Here is a 22,850-nt window from a genome sequence, read left to right as displayed (position 1 = left end):
CAGATGAACATCGAGTTGTACTGGATCCCGGGGTGCACTGCATGCCTGCGGATGAAGGAGTTCGTCGAGTCGGCCGGACTCGCGTTCGACAGCGTCAACGTCGACGAGGACCCGGCTCGCGCGGAGCGGCTCCTCGAACTGGGAGCATCTGCGCCCGCCGCGGTCGTCGACGGTCGGTGGGCCGACGGTTGCGACCTGGCTGCGGTCGCGAGGCTGCTCGATGTTCCCTACGACGCTCGCGAGCCTTGTCCGCCGGGCGAGCTCCAGGCGCGGTACGAAGCGATCATGGCCGCGCTCTGCCGGCACATGGCCCAGGTAGCGCCGGAGGTCCTCGACACGAAGCCTCCATCCTGGGAGTGGACGTTGCGGGACATCTCACACCATGGCGCCTCGGTGATGCGCGAGTTCCTGTTCCTCTACGACCCGGACGCCTACCCCGATCGCTACGAGATGGACTACGAGAGGAACCGGGCACCCGGGGACATCTCGTCGGCGGAGCAGATCGTCGACCATGCGACGGAGACCCTGACGCGGGTTCGCCGGTGGTGGGAGGACGACGGCCACGACGATCCCCTGGATCGCGTGGTGGACACCTACTGGGGTCATCAGACGTTGCACGCAGCCTTCGAACGCGAGGTGTGGCACACGGCCCAGCACGTGCGTCAGGTCGAAGCGCTGCTGAGCGCGAGCGGCATCGAGCCGGACGGTCCGCTGGGGCCGAGCGAGCTCGACGGGCTACCGATGCCCGAGCGCCTGTTCACATGAGCGCGGACATCGTCGAGCTGTCGTTCGGCAACTTCGACGCCGTGGTGGGGCGGGCGGCACTGCCGGTCGTGGCGGACTTCTGGTCGGACGCATGTCCGCCCTGCGTCCAGGTGCGGTCGATCCTCCACGAGGTCGCGGAGGAGTACCGGGAGAAGGCGATCGTCGGATCGATCGACGTGAAGGCCAACCCCGGGCTCGCCGAGCGGTTCTCGGTCGCATCGGTGCCGACGTTGATCATCTTCGTCGGCGGAGAGCCCGTGAGGCGGTTGGTCGGCGCCCGACCGAAGCGGCACATCGTGCGTGAGCTGTCGAGCTGGACGCACTGAGCCCGGCGCGTGCCGGGTTCCACAAGGAAGGAGATCCGAGTGGACAGAATCCTCTTCGTATCGGCGGACGGGCACACGACGGCCCCGCCCGAGACGTTCCGGCCCTACATGGAGGCGCGCTACCGGTCGTGGATCGACGACGCGCTCCAGCGTGAGAACGAGAACTTCACCCGCTTCACCGGGGCCATCTCGAACCCTCCTCCGGAGGTGCTCGAGGCGATCGACGAGCGGCGGGCGATGCGGTCCGGCGGGTTGCTCGGGTCGTACGACGTCGGCCGGCGCCTGGCCGAGATGGACCAGGAAGGGGTGGCGGCGGAGATCCTCATCTACGGCACCCAGCTGGCGACGGTGCCGTTCTTCGGGGTCCAGAACGGCCCGTACCCGGCCGACGTCCGCTTCGCCGGCGTGCAGGCGTACCACCGTTGGGTCGCGGACTGCATGGCCGAGGCCGACGGTCGGCTGTTCGGGCTGGCCGATCCCGGCCCGTGCCTCGACATGGACGGGACCGTCGAGGAGCTGGAGTGGGTGGCGGCTCACGGCTTCCGGTCGATCGCCGTGCCCGGGATCATCTCCGACCCCGCCCTCCCGCCCCTCTACGACCCCTACTACGAGCCGTTCTGGCGGGCCTGTGCGGAGCACGGCATGGTGCTGTCGGTCCACGCCGGGCACGGCTACCCGCAAGGTCACATGCTCGGCTTCATCGAGCGGATCACGGTCGGCAAGACGCAGGAGGAGATCATCGCCGCGATGGTCAGCGGGGTCGAAGGGTCTCCCTTCGAGCTGGACCTGATTCCCCGCCAGGTGATGTGGTCGCTGATGCTGGGCGGCGTCTTCGACCGGCATCCCGGCCTCCAGCTCGCGCTGACGGAGGTCCGCGCCGACTGGGTGCCAGCGACCCTCGACCTGCTCGACGCGCGGTTCGAGCAGGGAGGCACACCTCTGGCCCGGAAGCCCAGCGAGTACTGGGAGCAGAACTGCTGGGCGGCGGTCTCTTCGATCAAGCACTCCGAGGTGCGCCTGCGCGCCGAGATCGGCATCGACCGGATGATGTTCGGCCGTGACTACCCCCACTTCGAGGGCACATGGCCCAACACGTGGGACTGGATACGGGACACGCTGCGCGACGTGCCCGAGGACGAGCTGCGCCTCCTCCTCGGCGAGAACGCGGTGCGCTGCTACGGGCTGGACCGCGAGAAGCTGGCGGCGGTCGCCGAGCGGATCGGCCCTCGTCCGAGCGACCTGCTCGGCGAGCATCACGTCGATCCCCGCGTGGTCGCGAACCTCCACATCCGGGGCGGTGGCACCACGTCGTACGAGCAGATCGACAGGGCCGAGGTGAGCGGGCTCTTCGAGGAGGACCTTGCAGGCGTGACCGGGCGATGACCCGGCCGTCCGCTTGACAAACGTCGGGCGCGGCTCGTTCAATGCCGGGAGTACCGATCGATCGTTCGGTAGGGAGGATGGAGGCATGACAGGGTGACAGTCATCGGAGATAGGCCGAACGTCGCGAGGGCCTGGGCCGAGTTCGCCGTCGAGACCCGCTTCGACGACCTGCCCGCCGACGCCGTGCACCGCATGAAGCGCAGCCTCCTCGACTGCCTCGGTGTCGGCATCATCGGTTCGCAGGCGCCGTCGAGCCGAGCGGTCCTCTCGTGGCTCCGGGAGCAGGGCGGCACCGAGGAGGCCACGGTCCTTCCGGGCGGGTTCCGGACCACCGCCTCCAACGCCGCCTACGCCTTCGGCACCTACGTGCACGCCACCGAGCTGGCGGAGTCCTTCACCCGAGCGACGATGCACGCCGGCAACGCCGTGCCGCCCGCGGCGCTCGCCGTGGCCGAGAAGGCCGGGGCCAGCGGCCGTGAGCTGCTGGCGGCGCTCGTCGTCGGCTACGAGATCTCGATCCGCTCGGGGCTGTCGGTCCGGGTCCATCCCGATTCGCCCACGTTCGCGGCGAAGGACGAGACGCGGACGTCGATCATCCCTCTCTTCCACCCCGTGCCGACCTTCGGGGTGTACGGCGCCACCGCCGCCGCCGGGCGGCTCCTGGGGCTCACCGTCGACGAGATGAAGCACGCGCTCACGATGTCCACGGCGATGACGCCCGCGGTCGGCCTCATCCGCTCGTTCATGGACGGCGGCCTCGTGAAGGACCTGTACCAGGGGTTCTCGAACAGCACCGCGGTGACGTACGCGGAGATGGCGGCGCACGGCGTGACCGGCCCCGCCGACGTGCACGACCACTACACGGTCCTCGTCGAGGACTACGAGCCCTCGCTGCTCCTCCGCAACCTCGGCAGCGAGTACCTGGTCAGCTCCGGCGGCCTGCACTTCAAGCTCCACCAGACTGCCGGGATGACCCAGTCGGCCGCGGACGCCATGCTCGACGCCCTCGAGGGCCAGCCGGCGATCCGGCCGGAGGACGTCGCGGAGATCGTCGTCGAGACCAACCACCGCGGGACGAGGCCGATGATGACCGATCCCGACCCCCGCACGGGGGTCGCCGCGAAGGTGAGCGTTCCCTACGTCACGGCGGCCGTCCTCGCCTACCACGACGAGCTGGCGGACGATCCGTACTTCCTCGACCTCTACACCGACGACAAGGTCGACGACGCCCCGCGGCGCGCTCTGTCGCAGCGCGTGCGCATCGTCGGGTCGGACGATCTGGAGCGCGGGTTCGAGCAGGAGTGGCCGATGCGCTTCGGGTCGAACGTCGAGATCCGGCTGCGCGGCGGCCGGTCGCTCCACGGGACCGCCGAGATCTGGTCGGTCAGCGCCAACCTCCCGGACGAGAAGGTCGTCGAGAAGTTCGCCCACCTGACCCGTCGCGTGCTGCCGTCGGCGGACGTCGAGGCGGCGTCGGCCGCGGTCTTCGGCCTCGACGGGGACGGCACGGTCGCCGACGTGGTCCGACTCCTCACCGCCTGAGCGCCCCTGGAGGGAGAAGCATGGTCAAGGCAAGCGAGCGCAAGGAATGGGCCCGCGAGCGGTGCGCCGGTCTGTTCTTCGGCAACACGACGCCGTTCACCCCGGACCTCTCGGCGCTCGACGAGGAGGGTCTGCGGCACAACCTGCGTCGCTGTGTCGAGCTGTCGGCCGACGGCCTCGGGGCCGGCGGGCCGCTGGGGGAGCCCTACACCCTGACGGTCGACGAGCGGAAGCGGGTGCACGAGATCCTCGCGGAGGAAGCCCGGGCGGCGGGCGTGGTCTCCTACGCGTACCCGGTCCACGAGACGCTCCCGGAGTTGCTCGACCTCGTCTCGCACTGCGCGCAGGTGGGCTGTGACCTGGCCATGGTCAACGTGCCGTTCGAGTGGGCGAAGAGCGACGGGACCATCTACCGGTTCTTCGAGCTCGTGTGCGAGGCCGCCGGCGACATGGGCGTGATGCTCTACAACACACCCCATGCGGGCTACATCCTGCCGCCGGAGCTCGAGGACCGCATCGTCGACCTCCCCAACGTCTGCTGCATGAAGGGCCACGACCAGAGCGTCGACCACGTCGTGAAGGTCAACGAGGCGATCGGTGACCGCATCGTCGTGTCGGCCGGCAGCGTGACCGACTGGCCCGCGTACGCGGAGGCGGGCATCGTGATGATGTCGCCGACGTCGGGCAACTACATGCTCCAGACCCCGGGCTGGACGCCCGTGCGGGAGATGTACGACCTCAGCGTGCAGGGCCGGCTCGACGAGGCACGCCGCATCTACGAGCGCGACCTCGCTCCCCTGGTGAGCTCCTGGCTGCGCATCTACGCACCGCTCTTCGACCGGCCCTTCGGGCGCGAGGAGCACCCGTGCGCGGGCATCAAGGCGTGGCAGGACGAGATCGGCATGGTCGGTGGGCCGGCCCGCCCGCTCACCCTCGAGTTCTCGGACGAGGACCGGACCTGGCTCCGCGCCGAGATCGCCTCCCACGTCGGACAGGGCCGGCTACCGGGTGTCCTGACGACCTGACCGAGGCTCCGCACCCGCGGTCCCGAAGACCTGGGCCAGCTCCGTGCGCAGGACGCGGCGGAGGAGCTTCCCGGTCTCGTTGAACGGCAGCCCGGTGCGGACCTGGATGTGCTCCGGCGTCTTCGTCGACCGCAGGCGGGCCCGGACGAAGGCGCGCAGCTCGTCCTCGTCCACGGCCACCCCGTCGGCAGGAACGACTGCTCCGACGACCTTCTCGCCCCACTCCGCGTCCGTGATGCCGACGACGGCCGCGGCCTGCACCTGCGGATGTTGGAGCAGGACGCTCTCGATCTCGCCGGGCGAGAGGTTCTCACCGCCGCGCACGATGACGTCGTCCAACCGACCGTGCACGAAGAGGTAGCCGGCCTCGTCGACGTGCCCGGCGTCGCGGGTGGGGAACCAGCCGTCGCCGGGCCCGCCGGCGTCCGGACCGAGGTACTCGCCGGAGACCTGCTCGCCCCGGACCCAGATCTCGCCGCGCCGGCCCGAGTACGTCGACGTCAGCACCGACGAGATGCCGGCGATGTGGTAGGGCGGTACGCCGACGATCGCCGCCTCGTCCTCGCCGGCGGACGCGAACTCGACGGTGGCGAGGACGTAGGCGGCGAGGTTCCAGGGCGGACCCGAACAGCGCGATCGGCACGGCCTCGGAGCTCAGGTCGACCAGGGCGACCCGCTCAGCGGCCCGGCCGGCGAACACGGCGGCGGCCCGACGGCCACGCGCTCGCCCACGCCGTCGGCGGCCATCTGCAGCAGCAGCTCGAGGCGCACGACCCGTGCCCTAGTCCGACGAGGGCAGCGGCTTGGCGCCCTTGACCACGAGCGGTTCGCCGGCCGTGGACAGCGCCGACGGCCCCGACTTCGTGCACAGCACCTCGATGGCGCCGGTGGCGTCGACGTACCGCTTCCCGATCGACGAGCCCCCGTCGACGGCCGTCCCGGGGCTGCCGGTGACGTCCTGTCGCACGACCCCGGCGATGACGGGCTCGCCGCCGCAGCGCAGGTCGACGGGCTCCGCCGGCGCCTTCACCACGATGAACTCGGCGGTGCATGTCGCCGAGCGCACTCGGCCTCCCGTTCGGAGCTGGATCGCCACGGTGTTCTCCTTCGTCGTAGGTCCGGACCGGTGCGGCTCATCGATGGAAGACGACCTTGCCCGCCGTCTCTCCGGCGATCATCGAACGGAAGCCCTCCTCCGCCTCGACCATGGGCAGCTCCCGGCCGATCTCGGGGCCCAGCCCGGCGCTCGCGGCGAAGTCCAGGAGGTCCGCCAGCTCCTGACGGGTGCCCATCGTCGATCCTTCGACCCGGAGCTGGAGGAAGAAGAGCCGTTGCAGGTCGGCCGGCGGGTTGGGGCCGCTCGTGGCGCCGCAGCAGATGACGGCCCCGCCGGGGCGCAGCGAACGCAGGGAGTGTGACCACGTCGCCGCCCCGACGCTCTCGAAGACCGCATCCACCCTGCCGGGAAGGCGCTCGCCGGTCTGGAAGGTCTCGTGGGCACCGAGGCGTTCCGCCAGCGCTCGCTTCTCGGGCGATCGCCCGGTCACCCACACGTGGAACCCTGCGGCGCGCCCCAACTGGACGAGTGCCGTGGACACGCCTCCCGACGCGCCCTGCACCAGCATGCGCTGGCCGGGGCGGAGTCGTGCCTTCGTGAACAGCATGCGGTAGGCGGTGAGCCATGCAGTGCCCATGACCGCGGCCTGCGCGGAGGACAGGGACGGGGGCTTGGGCAGCACGTTGCCGGCAGGTACGACGACGACGTCGGCGAACGTCCCTTGAGCCTGCTCGGTGAGCAGCTTCCGGCCCGGGTCGAGCGTCTCGTCGCCGCGCCACTCCGGGGCGTTGACGACGGGGTAGATGACGACCTCCGTCCCGTCGTCCAGCGTCCCGACCCCGTCGCAGCCGAGGATCATCGGGAACTGGTCGGGCGTTATGCCCACCCCGCGCAGGGTCCAGATGTCGTGCATGTTGAGGCTTGCGGCTGTGACCTGCACGCGCACCCAGCCCGGCGGGGGGACGGGTGCGGGCCGCTCGCCGATCCGGAGTGACGCGAGCGGTGCGTCGGCGTTCGGCTCGGATGCGTAGACGGCGAACATCTCCGGGCGCCTGCTCACCCGGTGCCGGCGCGGCGGGACGCGTCCCACCCGGCGGCGGCCGCGTTGTGCGCGGCCATGGTCGACAGGCCGCCGTCGACGACCAGCATCCCTCCCGTCTGGTAGCGCAGCGCGGGGTCGGCCAGGTAGAGCGCCGCCATGCCGAGGTCCTCGGGCAGGCCGAAGCGACCGGCGGGGATCGACGCCAGGCTGACCGCCCGCTTCTGGTCGGTCAGGTCGGCGGCGACGAGGCGTTCGCTCTCGGTGAAGCCGGGCACCAGCGCGTTGCAGCGGATCCCCGCCGGTGCCAGCTCGTGGGCGACCGCGCGGACCAGGGCATGGAGCCCGGCCTTCGCCGCGGCGTACTGGTGGATGAGCGGTGATGCCTGCAGGGCGGCCGCCGACGAGACCGCGATCAGCGAGCCGCCGGATCCCCGGGCGATCATCTGCCGCGCCGCGGCGCGGAAGCAGATGAACGCCGAGGTGAGGTTGCCGCGCAGCGAGCGCTCCCACAGCTCGACCGACGTGTCCACGAACGGGACCCGCGTCGACTGGAGGCCTGCGTTCGCGACGAGCACGTCCGGGGGCCCGGCCGCTCCGATGGTGGTCTCCATGGCGCGTTCCACGTCGTCCTCGACGGTGACGTCACAGCGGGCGGGCACCGTCGCGATGCCGTCCTGCGTCAGGGACTCCGTGGCCCGTGCCAGGCGGTCTTCGTCCCGGGCCCAGATGGCGACCGTCGCGCCGGCGGCTCCGAGGGTGCGGGCGATCCCGAGGCCGATCCCGGCACTGCCACCGGTCACGACGGCGACGCGGCCGTCGAGGTCGAACGCGGCGGGCTTGGGGGTCATCGACCGGCGCCCGACGGAGTCGGCATGGCCTGCAGCAGGCCGTCGACGACGAGGTCGGCGTAGAGGTCCGCGAGGTCGTCGAGCCGGAGCCCCGGACGGGACTCGTACCAGCGGTTGAAGTGGTTCAGCATGTCGAGCATCGCCCGAGTGGCGATCCGGGGGTTGGCGACGCGCAGCGTGCCCTCCCGCTGGCCGCGCTCGACCAACGTGGTCAGGCTGTCGAGCCACTGTCGCTGGCGTCGCCTGACCTCCTCGAAGTGCTCGGGCGACAGCTCTCGTAGCTCCCGCTCGGCCACCTGCTGCGCGAGCTTGTTCCTGCCGAAGTACACGACGTGGGCGCGGACCAGCGAGCGGAGCGTCTGCGGTACGTCCGTGTCTGTCTCGAGCGCCGGCGGGTGCGCGTCGATGAACTCGGTCGTGGCCCGGAGAGCGATGCGGTAGAGGAGCTCCTCCTTGCCCGGGACGTGGTGGTACAGCGACGACGGCTGCACGCCGACCGCGTCGGCGATCCGGCGGATCCCGACCCCTCGGTACCCGAGCTCGGAGAACAGCGTCGTGGCGGTCGTCAGGATCTCCTCGACCCGTTCGGAGTAGCTCTCGAGGCCGTTCGATGTGCTGGATCTGCCCACGTTGGGTCTCCCCTCGCCGGGTGGACTGCGCGACCGAACCGTACGAACGATCGTTCAGTTTGATGTGCGGCACCGGCCGGCGTCAAGCGATCTCAGCCTAACGAACGATCGGTTGACAGTCAGTGCGGAGAGTGGTTGTCTGATGCTCCACTTACGTCGGGCGGGGCATGCCCGGATAGAGGGGGAGGGTCTTGATGACGGGAATCCGTCGCAACGTTGCGATCTGTGCGGTCCTGGTGGCGGCGGCGGCCGCGTGTGGTGGCGGTGATGACGACGCCGCCGAGCCGGGCTCGTCGGAGGGATCGTCAGACGCATCAGTGGAGCTGGACGAGAACGGCACCCTGCGTGCGGCCTGGGCGGGCGGCTCGACCAACTGGGACCCGCACATGCCCACGAACGTCGGCGGCGACTTCGTGCCGCACTCGCTCGTGTACGACCGGCTGCTCTACCTCGATGCCGACATGAAGCTCGAGCCCATGGTGGCGACCGAGTGGGAGATGGCCTCGGATGCGGCCCACCTGGACCTGACCCTGCGCACCGACGTCGTCTTCCACGACGGCACGCCCCTCGACGCCGAGGCGGTGAAGGCGAGCCTCGAGCGGGCCCAGTCACTGGAGGGCTCGACCGTGGCGTCGCAGCTGAGCTCGGTGGCCGGCGTCGACGTGGTCGATGCCTCGCACGTGCGGGTTCGTCTCACGGGCCCGACGGGCGACCGGGTCTCGCTGCCCTACGCCCTGGCGCAGCACGCGGGGATGATCGTCAACCCGGCGAGCGCCGAGGAGCCCACGATCACCGAGCCGGCCGGGTCAGGGCCCTACACGTTCGCGGCGGGCGACAGCGACAACCTGACGCAGGTGTTCGTCCGGAACGACGACTACTGGGACCCCGAGGTGCCGAAGGTGGCGCGCTACGAGGTGCACACGATCCTGGACGACACCCAGCGGCTCAATGCGTTCCGGGCGGGCCAGCTGGACGTCGTCCTGGTGCGGGCCAGCCAGTACAACGACGCCGAGGCGCTCGCCGAAGGCCCGACCGCCGACCTGTTCGAGTACGAGACCATGAGCCCGCAGGGCCTGTACCTCAACACGAGCACGCCCGGCCTCGACGATCCCGACGTCCGTCGGGCGATCAGCCTGGCTATCGACCGGCAGGCGATCAGCACCGCGCTGCATGCCGGCAAGTGCGCGCCGACGGTCCAACCCCTCGGCTCGGCGGCGCTCGGGTACGACGCGGCCCTCGACGAGGCGATCGCCTACGACGTCGACGAGGCGCAGACGCTGCTCGAGGACGCCGGCGCGGAGGACCTCGAGCTCTCGCTGCTCGTGGGCGACTCCCCGGTGCTGCTGCCCGTGGCCGAGGTCGTGCAGGAGCAGCTGGCGGAGATCGGCATCACCGTGACGATCAGCCCCATCCCCGCCACCGAGATCCGCACCACGTGGCGGCAGGGCGACTACGACATGAACGTCAACACCATCCTGGCCGGCGTCGAGGCCAGCTTCACGATGGACAGCTACCTGCTCGAGAACGTCGGGCCGGTGCCGGACGAGCTCACCGGCCTCCTCGACGAGGCGAAGGAGCAGCCGCTGGAGTCCACGGAACGTGCGGATGCCTTCCGGGCCGTCAACGCGGAGCTGGCCGAGAGCCCCATCCACGTACCGATCTGCTCGCCCGCCACCATGTGGCTCGCCAACGACAAGGTGGTGGGCGCCGACGAGATCCCGTTCTCGGTCGTCGCTCCGTTCTGGGACCCGCGGCCGCTCGGGATGACCTCGTGACGAGCGACGGCCCGACCATCCCGTCCGATGACGGCTGAGGTCCGGACGTCGGAGCCGGTGCTGTCGGTGCGGGACCTGGCCGTCGACCTGATGGTCGACGGCCGGTGGACCGCCATCGTCAAGGACGTCAGCTTCGACCTGTTCCCGAACGAGACCCTCGGGCTCGTCGGCGAATCCGGGTCGGGCAAGACCGTCACGTCGATGGCCATCATGGGCCTGCTGGGCCGGTCGTCGGTCCGCACGCGAGGCCAGGTCCGCCTCGAGCAGACCGACCTGCTCTCGATGTCGGAGCGGGAGCTCACGGCCGTGCGCGGCCGTGACATCGCCATGGTGTTCCAGGACTCCACCCGCAGCCTGAACCCGGCCTTCACGGTCGGGGATCAGGTTGCGGAGGTCGTGCGGCGCCACATGTCGCTGCACCGCTCGGAGGCGTGGGAGCGGGCGATCGAGCTCCTCGAGCTCGTCGGCATCCCGCAGGCTCGCCGGCGGGCCAAGGACTACCCCCACCAGTTCAGTGGGGGGATGTGCCAGCGGGTGATGCTGGCATCGGCGATGGCGTGCGAGCCGAAGGTGCTCATCGCCGACGAGCCGACGACCGCGCTCGACGTCACGGTGCAGGCCCAGGTGCTGGACCTGATGCGGGAGCTGCAGGAGCGGGTCGGCATCGCGATCCTCCTGATCACCCATGACCTCGCTGTCGTCGCCGAGATGTGCCAGCGCGTCGCGGTGATGTACGCCGGCGAGTTGGTGGAACAGGCGGCTGCCGAACCCCTGTTCGTCCGACCCCGGCACCCCTACACCGCCGGGTTGCTCGCCTCGATCCCTTCACCTACGGCGGAGGCCGCGGCGTTCGGCTTCATACCGGGCGTCGTCCCGCGGCCCGGCCAGGAGGTGCGGGGCTGCCTGTTCCACGATCGTTGCGCCGACTTCGTGGCGGGGCGGTGCGACGAGGTGCACCCGGCGCTCGAACCACCCGAGGGCGATCACCGGGCCCGGTGCCTCCGTAGCGACGAGCTGGACCTCCGGGGCATCGACGCTCCGCGGGTCGCGTGAGCGCCATGGACCGGGCCGTACCGTCCCCGGAGCCCGTGCTGGTCGGGCGCGACCTGCACAAGTCCTACGTCCGGCGGCGGAACATCCTCGGCTCGGTCGTCGAGCGGACCCACGCCCTGCGCGGGGTGTCGCTCGACGTGCGTCGCGGTGAGACCCACGGCATCGTCGGGGAGTCCGGCTCCGGCAAGTCGACGCTGGCCCGGCTGCTCCTCCGCCTGGAGTCGCCCGACGAGGGAACGGTCCACTCGGAGGGCCAGGACCTGGCCCAGCTGGATCGCCGCCACCTCCGGCGCTGGCGGCGGCGGGCGCAGATGGTGTTCCAGGACCCCTTCGCCTCGCTCGACCCCATGATGGTGATCGGCGACTCCGTCGGCGAGGCGATCACGGTGCACGAGCGCGTCGACCGGGAGGAGCGGGACCGGAGGGTCCTGGACCTGCTCGAGCGCGTCGGCATGCGGTCCCACCACATGCACCGGTTCCCGGCCGAGTTCTCGGGCGGCCAGCTGCAGCGGGTCGCCATCGCTCGCGCACTGGCGACCGATCCCGACGTGATCGTCTGTGACGAGCCCGTGGCCGCGCTCGACGTGTCGATCCGGGCGCAGGTGCTGAACCTGCTGCGGGAGCTGCAGGAGGAGCGCGGCATCGCGATCGTCTTCATCACCCACGACCTCTCGCTCGTCCGGGTGGTCGCCGACCGCATCTCGGTGATGTACAGCGGGCGCGTCGTCGAGACGGGGCGACCGGCCGAGATCTTCGGCAGCGCCCGGCACCCCTACACCCGCACCCTGCTCTCGGCCATCCCGGTGCCCGACCCGCGCGTGCGGAAGGACCGGCTGCCGGCCGCCGCCGGCGCGGCGGGCGCCACCGAGGCGTCCCGGGGCTGCTCCTTCGCCCCCCGCTGCCCCCACGTCATGGAGGTGTGCCGGGAGGAGGTCCCGCCGCTGGTGGGCAGCGACGTGCGCTCGGTCGCCTGCCACCTCGAAGGCGAGACGCCCGTGGAGCAGCCGGCCCGGCCCCCGACCCCAGGGGCGGCGTGATGGTGGCGCTCGTCGGCCGACGCCTCCTCGCGATGGTCCCCACCCTGCTCATCGTCAGCCTGGTCGTGTTCTTCCTCCTGGACCTGACGCCCGGCGACCCCGCCCGCATCCTGGCGGGGGAGACCGCGACGCCGGAGCAGGTGCTCGACACCAGGGCCCGGCTCGGCCTCGACCGCCCGCTGCTCGACCGGTACGGCGACTACGTGGGTGGCGTGTTCACCGGCGACCTGGGTGACAGCTTCTTCAGCAACCGCCCGGTCCTCGACGAGATCGGTCGGGCCTTCCCCATCACGGCGTCGTTGGCGCTGGCCGCCCTGGGTCTCGCCGTGCTGGTGGCCGTGCCCGCGGGGTTGCTGGCCGCGCTCCGACCGGGTGGCCCGCTCGATCGACTGGTGAGCGCGGTCTCCGCCTTCGCCCTGGCCGTCCCGCCCTTCGTCATCGGTGTGCTGTTCGTGGTGTTCTTCGCGGTGGAGAACTCGCTGCTCCCGGCCGTGGGGTACGTGCCGTTCGCCGACGATCCCGGCGAATGGGCCCGCCACCTCGTCCTGCCCGCCATCGCGCTCGCGGTCGCACCGGCGGCGGAGCTGGCCCGCCAGACGCGGGGCGCGCTCGCGGACGCCCTGTCCCGCGACTACGTGCGCGCCGCGCAGGCCAAGGGGCTGCCCCGCCGCATCGTCGTCCTCAAGCACGCGGCCAAGAACGCGGCGATTCCCGTGGTCACCGTGCTCGGGCTGCAGATCGGCCGGGTGATCGGCGGGGCCGTGGTGGTGGAACAGGTCTTCGCCCTGCCCGGGTTCGGGACACTGGCCATCCAGGCGGTCAAGAACTCGGACTACCCGATGATCCAGGGGATCGTGCTGGTGAGCGGCTTGACGGTGATCCTCGTGAACCTGGCCGTGGATCTGTCGTACGCCTACTTCAACCCGAAGGTCCGGACCTAGCCCATGCTGCGACGACTCAGCCAAAGCCCGAAGGTCGCGCGCTTCCTCACGAACCGTGTGGCCGTCGCCGCCACCGCCGTGCTGCTCCTGCTCGTGGTCGTGGCCGCGATCGCCCCGATGCTGGCCCCCCAGGATCCCAACCACCAGGACCTCGCCAACCCCCTGCGGTCGCCGAGCGGGGATCACCTGCTGGGCACCGACGCGCTGGGGCGGGACACGCTGTCGCGCCTGATCATGGCCACACGCGTGTCGATGGTCGCGGCCGCACTGGCCACCGGCGTCGCCATCCTCGGCGGTGTCCCCGCCGGGCTGCTGGCGGGCTACCTGGGCGGCTGGATCGACGCCGTCCTGGGACGGATCACCGACGCGCTGCTCACCATGCCACCGCTCATCCTGGCGATGGCGATCATCGGCGTGCTCGGGCCCGGGCTCACGAACGCCATGTTCGCGGTGGGCGTCGTGTTCGCTCCCCGGTTCTTCCGCGTGGCGCGAGGAGCCGGCCAGTCCGTGCGCAGCGAGACGTACATCCTCGCCTGCCGGGCGATGGGCTGCTCGACCGGCCGGATCCTCTGGCGCCACGTCATGCCGAACACGAGCGGTCCGCTGCTCGTACAGACCTCGTTCACGGCCGGGCTCGCCATCACCGCGGAAGCCAGCCTCAGCTTCCTCGGCCTGGGCCTGCGGCCCCCCGCCGCGTCGTGGGGGAGCATGACCCAGCAGGCGTTCACGACCTTGACCACGAACTCGTTCCCCATCTTCCCGCCCGTCGCGATGGTGATCGTGGCCATCCTCGCCTTCTCCGTCATCGGCGACGCCTGGCGCGACGTCCTCGGGCAGGGAGCGATCGGCCCCCGACGTGGACCGCGGTGGAGGCTGGTCCGCCGGGTCGACCCGACCGTCGCGGTGCCCCCGGTCGAAGGCCAGTGAGAGTGGACCCCACCAGAGATCCGAGGAAGGACCCAGTGTCGAAGGGCACCGACGTCGAGAACCACCTCTTGCTCGTGGCGAGCGTGACCCGTGGCGTCCTCGACTTCTTCGAGTCGGCGACCGGCGCGCACCTGGCCCGGATCGACGGGCTGGTGGCCCAACCGCACGAGATCGCGGCCGACCACGAGCGGAGGCTGGCGTACATCGCACACACCTATCGCGAGGGTGGCTACAGCCGCCATGGTGCGCCGGCCCACGAGATCTCGGTCGTGGACGTGGACCGGCGGGCCGTCCACCAGGTCGTGGACATCTCGCCTTTCGTCGCGCCCCACGACGTCGAGTACGACCCCGTGCACGACCTCGTCTACACCGGTGTGGAGGCGAACGACGCCGGCAACGGCGTGCTCGTCCTGGAGCCGGTCACCGGCCGGATCCTGGACCACATCCCGACCCCGGCGAGGAACTCGCACTGGCTGTCGATCTCGCCGTCGGGCAACCGGTGCTACGTGACCCACAAGGAGGCACCCGAGATCACGGTGCTGGACCTCCTCTCGCGGCGCCTGGTGGGCACGGTCGCCGTCGAGGGCGGCGCCGAGGAGATCGACGTCTCCGCCGACGGCCGCTGGGCGTTCGCGGTGTCACCGGTCCAGACGTCGCCGCTCACCACCAGCGGTCCGTCCCGCCTCGTCAAGATCGACGTCGACACGTTGCAGATCGTCGGCGAGGCCGCGCTCGAGCCGGCCTGCTCGACGCTCCGCGTCGCCGCCGATCGGGTCCTCGTCTCGCAGCTGGCGCGCCAGGACCCGGCGGCGCCCGGGAGGCTCTGGGTCGTCGACGGCCGGTCCATGGACGTCGTCGGCACGGTGGACCTGGAGCACGGGTCCTTCACGATGCGTGCGTCCCCGGACGGGCGCCACGCGTACGTCGCCAACGCCGTGTCGGGCACGCTCAGCGTGGTCGACCTCGACGCGATGCAGGTGGTGGGGACCATCCGATGCACGCCGGGCGAGGGGGGCACCCACGGCCTGGCGGTGATGGCGCTCGCCCGACGAGAGCACCGAGCAGGAGTGGGCTGACGATGGTGAACGGACCGATGGAGCGAAGCGTCGACGACGTGCTGGCGGCGTTCCCGGATGCGGCGATCGACGGCGACAACCTGGCCTTCTACGCGGGCCTGCTCGAGCACCGCTACCTGGTGAACCACTGCGGCGCCTGCGGGCGGTGGTCCGTCCCGCTCCGGCCGCTCTGCCCCGCCTGCTGGAGCGAGGACGTCGCACCTGCGCCGATCAGCGGTCGCGGGACGTGTGAGCTGACCGTCGTGCTCCACCAGCCGGGCAGCGTCGACGTACCGGGTGCCGACTGGTCCACCCCGGTGCCGCTGGTGAGCGCCGCCATCGTCGAGCAACCGGGCCTGCGCGTGACGCTGCGGCTCCGGGGCCGCGATCCGGGCGACGTCACCCTGGCGATGCCCGTGCGCATGGCGTGGGAGACCGTCGGCTCGGCCGAGCTGCCCTTCTTCGAACCCGACCCGGACGGTCGGACATGAGCCCCGCACGCTCCCCGATCCAGGACCAGGTCGCGATCGTCGGCGTGGGGACCGCGCCGTACAGCCGCGGCGGCCGGCCCCGTTCGAGCCCCGCCCTGGCGCTGGAGGCCTGCCGCCGGGCGATCGTCGACGCCGGCCTCACCGCCGCCGACGTCGACGGCATCGCCGGCACCGCCACGACCGTGCCCTTCTGGCAGGTGCAAGGTGCCCTCGGGATACCGGAGACGACCTGGGGCACCAACCACCCGGGCGGCCTCCCGATCGGCTTCCAGCTCGTGGACGCCGCCAACGCGGTCTTCTCGGGCGCCTGCCGGTACGCGGTCGTCTACCACTCGGCCGTCCACCCGCCCGGGAAGCGGCGCTCGAGTGCGGACCCCCTGAGGGTCCGGGCCCAGGCGAGCGCACGCTCCGGCTCGTTCTCGTGGGTCACACCGGATCCACCCGGGATGCTGACCACCGGCGGCGCGGGCTACGCAGCCTGGGCCTGGCGCTACATGCAGGAGTTCGGCCTCACCCGCGACCAGCTCGCCCGCATCGCGGTGAACAACCGGACCCATGCCGTCCCCAACCCGAATGCCGTGATGCGGACGCCGCTGACCGTCGACGACTACCTCGCCGCGCCGATGGTCTACGACCCCCTGTGCCTCCTCGACCTCGACGTGGGTGTCGACGGGGCGGAGGCGTTCGTCCTGGCCCGGGTCGAGCGCGCCGCGGACACCCCCCACCGGCCGGTGCTGCTCCACGCGGCGACGACCGGGCGGACGGCCTTCGCCCGGGAGGACCAGCTGGAGGGCTTCGGGCGGCTCGGACCCGACGTCGCCATGCGCGCCCTGTGGGAGCGCAGCGACCTCGCCCTCGGCGACGTCGACCTGTTCTACCCCTTCGACGGCTTCTCGTTCGTGAGCGTGCTGTGGCTGGAGGCCGCCGGCTTCTGCGGTCCGGGCGAGGCCGGGAGCTGCCTCGACGAGGCGTGGCGGCCGGACGAGGGCCGCCTGTTGCTGGACGGCCGGGTGCCGGTGAACACGCACGGGGGCAACCTGTCGGAGGGCGCGACGCAGGGCGCCGGCGCGCTCCGCGAGGCGGTCGTGCAGCTGCGGGGTGACGCGGGGGATCGACAGGTCGACGGTGCCGAGGTGGCGCTGGTCGCACCGGGGGGCATCGTGTGGAACGCGGCGGCTGCGCTGCTCCGCACGCCGTGACGGAACCGATGTCGGCCGGTGGGCCGGTGGGCCGGTGGGCCGGTGGCCGGAGGGCCGGAAGAGGAGGTGCCCAAGGTGTACGACGTGCTGGCCGGTGTGCGGGTGATCGAGGTCTCGCTGTGGGGCTTCGTGCCGTCCGCCGCGACGACGCTGGCCGACTGGGGCGCCGACGTGGTCAAGGTCGTCCACCCCGAGACGGGGGACCCCATGCAGACCGCGGTCGTCGGCGGCGTCCCGCCGGTCGACGACGGCACCTCGTTCATGTGGGAGCTCGCGAACCGGGGCAAGCGCAGCGTCGGGATCGACCTGTCGGACCCGCGCGGCCGGGGCCTGCTCGACGTGCTCCTCGACGGCGCTGACGTGTTCCTCACCAGTCTCCTGCCCGATGCGAGAGAACGCCTCCGCATCGACGTCGACGACATCTGCGGGGTCAACCCGACGATCGTCTACGCGCGGGGTTCGGCGAAGGGCCCCGCCGGGCCGGAGCACCGCTCTGGCGGGTACGACGCCCTGGACTACTGGGGGCGCAGCGGTCTCGGCTACACGGTGGCGGAAGCCACCGGCGACTTCCTGCCCCAGCCCGGTCCGGCGATGGGTGACCTCAGCGCCGGCGTCATGCTGGCAGGTGGGATAGCGGCCGCGTTGGTTCGCCGCGCCCGCACCGGCATCGGAGCGGTCGTCGATTCCTCGCTGCTCGCCGCCGGCATCTGGGCGAACGCGCCGTCGGTAGTCGCCAGCGAGCTGACCGGCATCCGGGGCATCCCCGCCCGGCGCGACGGCGTGAACCCGGTGTACCGGGCGTACCGCACCGCCGACGACCGGCACCTGTTCTTCTCCGCGATGAACGCCGACTCGGCGTGGGAGGAGTTCTGCGGGCGCCTCGGCCGGCCCGACCTGGTCGCTGACGCCAGGTTCGGCAGCCATGCCGACCGGGTCGCGCACAGCACCGAGCTGGCGGATGTGTTGCAGGAGATCCTGGGGAGCCGTCCGCTCGCCGACTGGCGCGTGCGATTCGACGGCATGCGAATGCCGTGGACCGCCCTGCAGTCCTCCGACGAGGTCCATGCGGATCGGCAGGCGGTCGCGAACGGCTACCTGCCCTCCTCCCGCGTGTCGTCCGGCCGCGAGATGCGAACGGTCGCGACGCCCCTTCAGTTCGACGGGGAGCCGCTCGGCGTGACCCGCGCTCCCACGCACGCTGAGCACACCGACGAGGTGCTGGGTGAGGTCGGCCTGACGATGGAGGAGCTCTTGGAGCTGAAGATCGCCGGCGTCATCACCTGACGGGCACGCCGGAGCACCTCGGCCCGTCCGCTTGACAAACATCGGGCCGGATCGTTCAATGCCTGGAGTACCGATCGATCGTTCGGTAGGGAGGATGGAGGCAACATGAGGGTCGGGATCATCGACGGCTGTCGCACGCCGTTCGCCAAGGCGGGTGGGGACCTCTCTTCGGCGAGCGTGCTCGACCTGTCCATCCACGCCGTGCGCGAGGCGGGCCTCCGGGCCGGCCTCGCGACCGGTGACGCCGACCTCGTGGTGATGGGCGCCGCCACCCCCGACGGTAAGACGCCCTACCTCGCGCGTGAGACCACCATCGCCCTCGACTGGGGCTCCACGGACGCGTACTCCGTCGAGACAGCCTGCGCCACGGGCGCGCGGGCGATCGTGAGCGCGGCCCACCAGCTGCTGCTGGGCGAGGCCGAGGTCGCGATCGCCGGTGGGGCGGAGTCGATGTCGCACCAGCCGGTGACGGCGTCCGACCCGGTCGCCCAGGCACTGCGCGCCCGGGGGAAGGGCGTGTCGGATGTCGAGGCGCTGCTCGCCGTGTCCCTCCGGGACCTCCTCCCCGCCAGCCCGACGGTCGCCGAGCCCTACACCGGGCTGAGCCTCGGGGAGCACGCCGAGGAGATCGTGCGCGACTGGCGCATCACGCGGGAGGCGTCGGACGAGCTCGCCGTGACGAGCCATCATCGGGCGGCGGCGGCCACGTCCGACGGGCGGCTGGGCGCGGAGATCGAACCGATCGTCACGCCGGGCGGCCGGCGGGTGGCGGCGGACTCCCTGATCCGGCCCGACACGTCGACCGAGGCGGTGGCACGGCTGGCACCGGTGTTCGATCCGCACGGCACCGTGACCGCCGCCAACGCCTCGTCGCTCACCGACGGCGCCGCCGCCGTGGTCATCACCACCGACGAGCAGGCCGAACGGCGCGGGCTCCAGCCGAAGGTGTGGCTGCGGTCGTGGGCGTTCACGTCGCATCCCCACAAGCTCGGGGTGTTGCTCGGACCGGCGTACGCCCTTCCCGTCGCCCTCGACAAGGCCGGGCTCGGGCTGGCCGACCTCGGGCTGATCGACCTGCACGAGGCCTTCGCCGGTCAGGTCCTCGCCAACCTCGCGGCGATGGCGGACGACGAGTTCGCCCGCTCGTGCCTCGGTCGGGACCGGGCCATCGGAGCGATCGACCGGTCGCTCCTCAACGTGGCCGGCGGCTCGGTGGCCATCGGCCACCCCTTCGGTGCGACCGGCGCTCGCATCGCGCTGCAGCTCGCCAACGAGATGGTGCGGCGCGACGTGCAGTACGGCGCGCTCGCCATCTGCGCGGGCGGTGCGCGGGGAGCCGCAATGGTGCTCGAACGAGCGATCTGATGCCCGCCGAGACACTGGCGCTGTCGATCGAGGACGACGTGGCGACGATCACCCTGGACACCCCGGGATCGCCCGTGAACCTGGTCGGCCCGGGCGTGTGGGAGGAGCTGGAGCGGATCCTCGACGACCTGGACGGGCAGCAGCTGCGCGGGTTGCTGGTGCGCTCCGGGAAGAGCAACGGCTTCTCAGCCGGCGCCGACATCAGGTGGCTGTCCGGTCTGGCCGACGACCCGACCCTGCACGACACGGTCGTCCGGGCCCACCGCGTCATCACGCGCCTGGTGGGGCTGCCGGTGCCGACCGTCGCCTGCCTTCACGGCATCGTCCTCGGCGGTGGGATGGAGCTGGCCCTCGCCTGCCGCGGCCGGGTCGCCACCGCGAGCCCCGGGACGAGGCTGGGCCTCCCCGAGAGCACCCTCGGCCTCATCCCCGGCGGCGGGGGCACGCAACTCCTGCCCCGGATCGTCGGCATCGAGCGCGCGCTGGGCCTCCTGCTCAGCGGCCGCCAGATGTCGCCGGCCGAGGCCCTGGCCATCGGCCTCGTCGACGACGTGGTGTCGGAGGCTGCGCTGCTCGCCCGGGCGCATGCGCTCCTGAGCGAGCTCGACGGCGCCGTGCACGACGACCGCCTGGACGGTGACGTCGAACCTGCCGTCGCCGCCGCACGCGCGGCCGCGCCCCGCGGCGTGCCGGCGACGAGCGTCGAGGCGATCATCGCTGCCGTCTGCGCCGGCGCAGCCGGGCTCGACGCCGGACTGCGCGAGGAGGGCGAGCAGTTCGAGGCGATCGTCCGGACGGACGAGGCCGTGGCGCGCACGCACCTCTTCGTGGCCGAGCGCGACGTCGCCCGCCGGGCCAAGCGCCGCGCCGTGCCGAGCGACGTACGGAGCCTGTTCCTGCTCGGCGGCGGGATGATGGGCTCGGGCATCGCCGCCGAGGCCGTCGACCGGGGCTTCACGGCCCGGGTCCGTGACGTCGACGACGAGGCGCTCGGCCGCGTGCACTCGTACGTCGAGCGCGTCGTCGCCCGGCGGCACGGTGGAGCTGACGCGGACATCCGTCGGCTCGAACGGATCCACCGCCTCTCGACCTCGACCGGCCTCACCGGGCTCGGCGCCGCCGACGTCGTGGTGGAGGCCGTGTACGAGGACGCCGCGCTCAAGCGCGACGTGATCCGGCAGGTCGAGCCGCTGCTGCGGCCCGACGCGGTCCTGGCGTCGAACACGTCCGCCATCCCGATCAGCCACCTCGCCGAGGCGTCCTCGCGCCCCGAGCGGCTGATCGGCATGCACTTCTTCTCGCCCGTCGACCGCATGTCGCTGCTCGAGGTCATCCCCCACGCCGGGACCGACCCCGATGTGGTCGCGCGGTCCCTGGGGCTCGCCGCGGCGCTGGGCAAGGTCGCCATCGTCGTGGGCGACTCACCCGGCTTCTTCACCTCCCGCGTGTACGGACGGTGGCTCGACGAGGGAACCCGGCTGGTCGTCGACGGGGCGACCATCGACCAGGTCGACCGGGTGGCCCGGCAGCTCGGGTTCCCCGTGGGCCCGCTCCAGGCGCAGGACGAGGTCTCGATCTCGTTGGTGCACAAGGTCGCCAACGATCCCTTCCGGGCCCCGGTGCTCGGGGACCGTGTCGACCTCGAGGGTGCCCACCTGCTCCTCGACGCGCTGCTGGCCACGGGCCGGCTCGGGCGGCGAGCCGGTGCCGGCTGGTACCGCTACGGCGCCGACGGCGCCCGCCTCGAGCCGGACGCTTCGGTCGAGTCCCTCGTCGAGGGCGAGCGCCCGCCGCTCGACGATGCCGTGGTGGCCGACCGCCTCCTGTACTCCTTCGTGACGGAGAGCTTCCTGTGCCTCGACGAGGGGGTGATCGGCGCCCCTGAGGAGGGCGACGTCGCGTCGGTGCTGGGCATCGGCTTCCCGCGCCGCCTCGGTGGCCCCTTCCACCATGTCGCTCGCCTCGGTGGCGACCGGGTCCTCGACGTGGTCGAGCGGCTCGACGCCGAGACGGGGTCGTTCGCGGTTGCGGGGTCGCTGGGGGAGCACACCAGCGACCGCCGGTAGCGACCGCTCTTCAGACCTCGGTGCGCAGGCGGGGGTCGAGCCGATCCCGCAGCCAGTCGCCGAGGAAGTTCAGCGACACGACGGTGATCATGATCATGACGCCGGGGACGACCACGAGCCACCAGGCGCTGGTGATCTGGCTGCGTCCCTCCGCGACCATCCCTCCCCACGACGGGTCCGGCGGCGGGACCCCGACGCCGAGGAAGCCGAGGGACGCCTCGAGGATGATCACGTTCCCGACCTCGAGGGTGGCCATGACGATCGCCACGTGGGAGATGTTCGGCAGGAGGTGACGGGTGATGATCCGCAGGTTGGACGCGCCCGACAGGCGGGCGAACGTCACGAAGTCGCGCGTGTTCACCTCCAGCACCTCGGTTCGCACGATGCGCGCCGTCCGAGCCCAGATGAAGAGGGCGATGATGGTGACCACCATGCCGAAGCTGGCGCCGACCGCCACGGCGAAGAGCAGGGCGGCGAGCACCAGAGGGATCGAGAGCATCGCATCGGTGATCCGCATGAGCGTCGTGTCGATCCACGAGCGGTGCCAGTTCCCGGCGAGGAGCGCGACGAGCGTTCCCGCGGCGGTGCCGATGAGGATCGACACGCCCGCGACGAGCATCGAGACCCGGGCGCCGTGGATGGCGCGGCTGAAGACATCCCGGCCGAGGCCGTCGGTACCGAGCGGATGGTCCCACGAGCCGTCGCCCACCCAGAACGGGGGCTGGTAGCGGTCGACGAGCAGCTGCGCGTTCGGCGGCTGCTTCTGGAGAACGCCCGCGAAGACGGCCATGCCGATGACGACGAGGAGCAGGAACCCCGAGACGACGGGGTACCGGCGGAACGTCTGTGTGATGCTGTCGAGGCGTCGACGGCGCGGCACGGGGAGCTCCATCGCAGGCTGCAACACGCTCATTCGCCGATGCCCCCTTGTCCGTCGACCTCACCGTCTCGTCGTCCGACCGAACGATCGATCGGTAGCGTATACTGCCGGTCGTTCGACGTCGAGAGGGAGGGCCGTGCACGCGCAGACGCTGGATGGG

22 protein-coding genes are annotated in these 22,850 nt (G+C 71.6%); 16 read left to right on the top strand and 6 right to left on the bottom strand.

All coding sequences use genetic code 11. From position 1 onward, the window contains the following. Positions 1 to 3: 3 nt before the first annotated feature. From VK611_23115 to VK611_23095, 5 genes are all read left to right on the top strand, one after another. A complete protein-coding gene (locus VK611_23115) occupies positions 4 to 765 on the top strand; it encodes a glutaredoxin domain-containing protein (GenBank protein ID HMG44243.1) in 762 nt (253 codons plus the stop codon). Continuing rightward, positions 762 to 1,091 carry a thioredoxin domain-containing protein gene (locus tag VK611_23110; GenBank protein HMG44242.1) on the top strand — a complete coding sequence of 110 codons (330 nt, stop codon included), beginning with the start codon at positions 762 to 764 and terminating at the stop codon, positions 1,089 to 1,091. Before VK611_23115 ends, VK611_23110 begins: the two co-directional genes overlap by 4 nt. A gap of 39 nt (positions 1,092 to 1,130) precedes the next feature. Further along, entirely contained in the window at positions 1,131 to 2,474 is a 1,344-nt protein-coding gene (locus VK611_23105; GenBank protein HMG44241.1) for an amidohydrolase family protein, read from the top strand. Between the two features lie 93 nt (positions 2,475 to 2,567). Next, positions 2,568 to 4,016 carry an MmgE/PrpD family protein gene (locus VK611_23100; GenBank protein ID HMG44240.1) on the top strand — a complete coding sequence of 483 codons (1,449 nt, stop codon included), beginning with the start codon at positions 2,568 to 2,570 and terminating at the stop codon, positions 4,014 to 4,016. 20 nt (positions 4,017 to 4,036) lie between these two features. After that, the gene (locus VK611_23095; GenBank protein ID HMG44239.1) at positions 4,037 to 5,041 is read left to right on the top strand and encodes a dihydrodipicolinate synthase family protein; all 1,005 of its coding nucleotides are present in this window, start codon (positions 4,037 to 4,039) and stop codon (positions 5,039 to 5,041) included. Here VK611_23095 and VK611_23090 read toward each other — a convergent pair. The 5 genes from VK611_23090 to VK611_23070 form a co-directional block, all read right to left on the bottom strand. After that, positions 5,018 to 5,548: a fatty acid--CoA ligase family protein gene (locus tag VK611_23090; GenBank protein ID HMG44238.1), complete on the bottom strand. Its 531-nt coding sequence runs from the start codon at positions 5,546 to 5,548 to the stop codon at positions 5,018 to 5,020. The genes VK611_23095 and VK611_23090 overlap by 24 nt on opposite strands. 274 nt (positions 5,549 to 5,822) lie before the next feature. After that, a complete protein-coding gene (locus VK611_23085) occupies positions 5,823 to 6,107 on the bottom strand; it encodes a hypothetical protein (protein ID HMG44237.1) in 285 nt (94 codons plus the stop codon). Between the two features lie 67 nt (positions 6,108 to 6,174). Continuing rightward, entirely contained in the window at positions 6,175 to 7,140 is a 966-nt protein-coding gene (locus VK611_23080) for a zinc-binding dehydrogenase (protein ID HMG44236.1), read from the bottom strand. 14 nt (positions 7,141 to 7,154) lie between these two features. Continuing rightward, on the bottom strand, positions 7,155 to 7,988 hold the full coding sequence (locus VK611_23075; GenBank protein ID HMG44235.1) for an SDR family oxidoreductase: 834 nt from the start codon (positions 7,986 to 7,988) through the stop codon (positions 7,155 to 7,157). After that, complete coding sequence (locus VK611_23070; protein HMG44234.1) at positions 7,985 to 8,617, bottom strand: TetR/AcrR family transcriptional regulator; 633 nt, start codon at positions 8,615 to 8,617, stop codon at positions 7,985 to 7,987. The genes VK611_23075 and VK611_23070 overlap by 4 nt, the downstream gene beginning before the upstream one ends. A 194-nt stretch (positions 8,618 to 8,811) precedes the next feature. On the opposite strand from VK611_23070, the gene VK611_23065 reads away from it, so the two are divergent. The 11 genes from VK611_23065 to VK611_23015 all read left to right on the top strand — a co-directional run bounded on the left by VK611_23065 (position 8,812) and on the right by VK611_23015 (position 21,810). Then, positions 8,812 to 10,392, top strand: coding sequence for an ABC transporter substrate-binding protein (locus VK611_23065; protein ID HMG44233.1), 1,581 nt, complete (start codon positions 8,812 to 8,814; stop codon positions 10,390 to 10,392). A 27-nt stretch (positions 10,393 to 10,419) separates the two neighbouring features. Then, positions 10,420 to 11,445 carry an ABC transporter ATP-binding protein gene (locus VK611_23060; GenBank protein HMG44232.1) on the top strand — a complete coding sequence of 342 codons (1,026 nt, stop codon included), beginning with the start codon at positions 10,420 to 10,422 and terminating at the stop codon, positions 11,443 to 11,445. 5 nt (positions 11,446 to 11,450) lie between these two features. Continuing rightward, complete coding sequence (locus VK611_23055; GenBank protein ID HMG44231.1) at positions 11,451 to 12,482, top strand: oligopeptide/dipeptide ABC transporter ATP-binding protein; 1,032 nt, start codon at positions 11,451 to 11,453, stop codon at positions 12,480 to 12,482. Then, on the top strand, positions 12,482 to 13,423 hold the full coding sequence (locus VK611_23050) for an ABC transporter permease (GenBank protein ID HMG44230.1): 942 nt from the start codon (positions 12,482 to 12,484) through the stop codon (positions 13,421 to 13,423). Before VK611_23055 ends, VK611_23050 begins: the two co-directional genes overlap by 1 nt. Positions 13,424 to 13,426: 3 nt before the next feature. Then, on the top strand, positions 13,427 to 14,350 hold the full coding sequence (locus VK611_23045) for an ABC transporter permease (GenBank protein ID HMG44229.1): 924 nt from the start codon (positions 13,427 to 13,429) through the stop codon (positions 14,348 to 14,350). A 35-nt stretch (positions 14,351 to 14,385) separates the two neighbouring features. Beyond that, entirely contained in the window at positions 14,386 to 15,426 is a 1,041-nt protein-coding gene (locus VK611_23040; protein ID HMG44228.1) for a hypothetical protein, read from the top strand. 17 nt (positions 15,427 to 15,443) lie between these two features. Further along, complete coding sequence (locus tag VK611_23035; protein ID HMG44227.1) at positions 15,444 to 15,896, top strand: zinc ribbon domain-containing protein; 453 nt, start codon at positions 15,444 to 15,446, stop codon at positions 15,894 to 15,896. Then, positions 15,893 to 17,095: a thiolase family protein gene (locus tag VK611_23030; GenBank protein ID HMG44226.1), complete on the top strand. Its 1,203-nt coding sequence runs from the start codon at positions 15,893 to 15,895 to the stop codon at positions 17,093 to 17,095. Before VK611_23035 ends, VK611_23030 begins: the two co-directional genes overlap by 4 nt. Positions 17,096 to 17,137: 42 nt before the next feature. Continuing rightward, positions 17,138 to 18,379, top strand: coding sequence for a CoA transferase (locus VK611_23025; protein ID HMG44225.1), 1,242 nt, complete (start codon positions 17,138 to 17,140; stop codon positions 18,377 to 18,379). Between the two features lie 105 nt (positions 18,380 to 18,484). Then, on the top strand, positions 18,485 to 19,744 hold the full coding sequence (locus VK611_23020; GenBank protein HMG44224.1) for an acetyl-CoA C-acyltransferase: 1,260 nt from the start codon (positions 18,485 to 18,487) through the stop codon (positions 19,742 to 19,744). Beyond that, entirely contained in the window at positions 19,744 to 21,810 is a 2,067-nt protein-coding gene (locus VK611_23015; protein HMG44223.1) for a 3-hydroxyacyl-CoA dehydrogenase NAD-binding domain-containing protein, read from the top strand. The genes VK611_23020 and VK611_23015 overlap by 1 nt, the downstream gene beginning before the upstream one ends. A 10-nt stretch (positions 21,811 to 21,820) precedes the next feature. Here the strand turns inward: VK611_23015 and VK611_23010 are convergent, their stop codons facing one another. Further along, a complete protein-coding gene (locus VK611_23010; protein HMG44222.1) occupies positions 21,821 to 22,723 on the bottom strand; it encodes an ABC transporter permease in 903 nt (300 codons plus the stop codon). Positions 22,724 to 22,850: the final 127 nt, after the last annotated feature.

The sequence above is a fragment of the Acidimicrobiales bacterium genome, assembly GCA_035316325.1.
GTDB lineage: Bacteria > Actinomycetota > Acidimicrobiia > Acidimicrobiales > VFJN01 > DASXTK01.
This window is presented reverse-complemented; position numbering and strand designations above follow the sequence as displayed.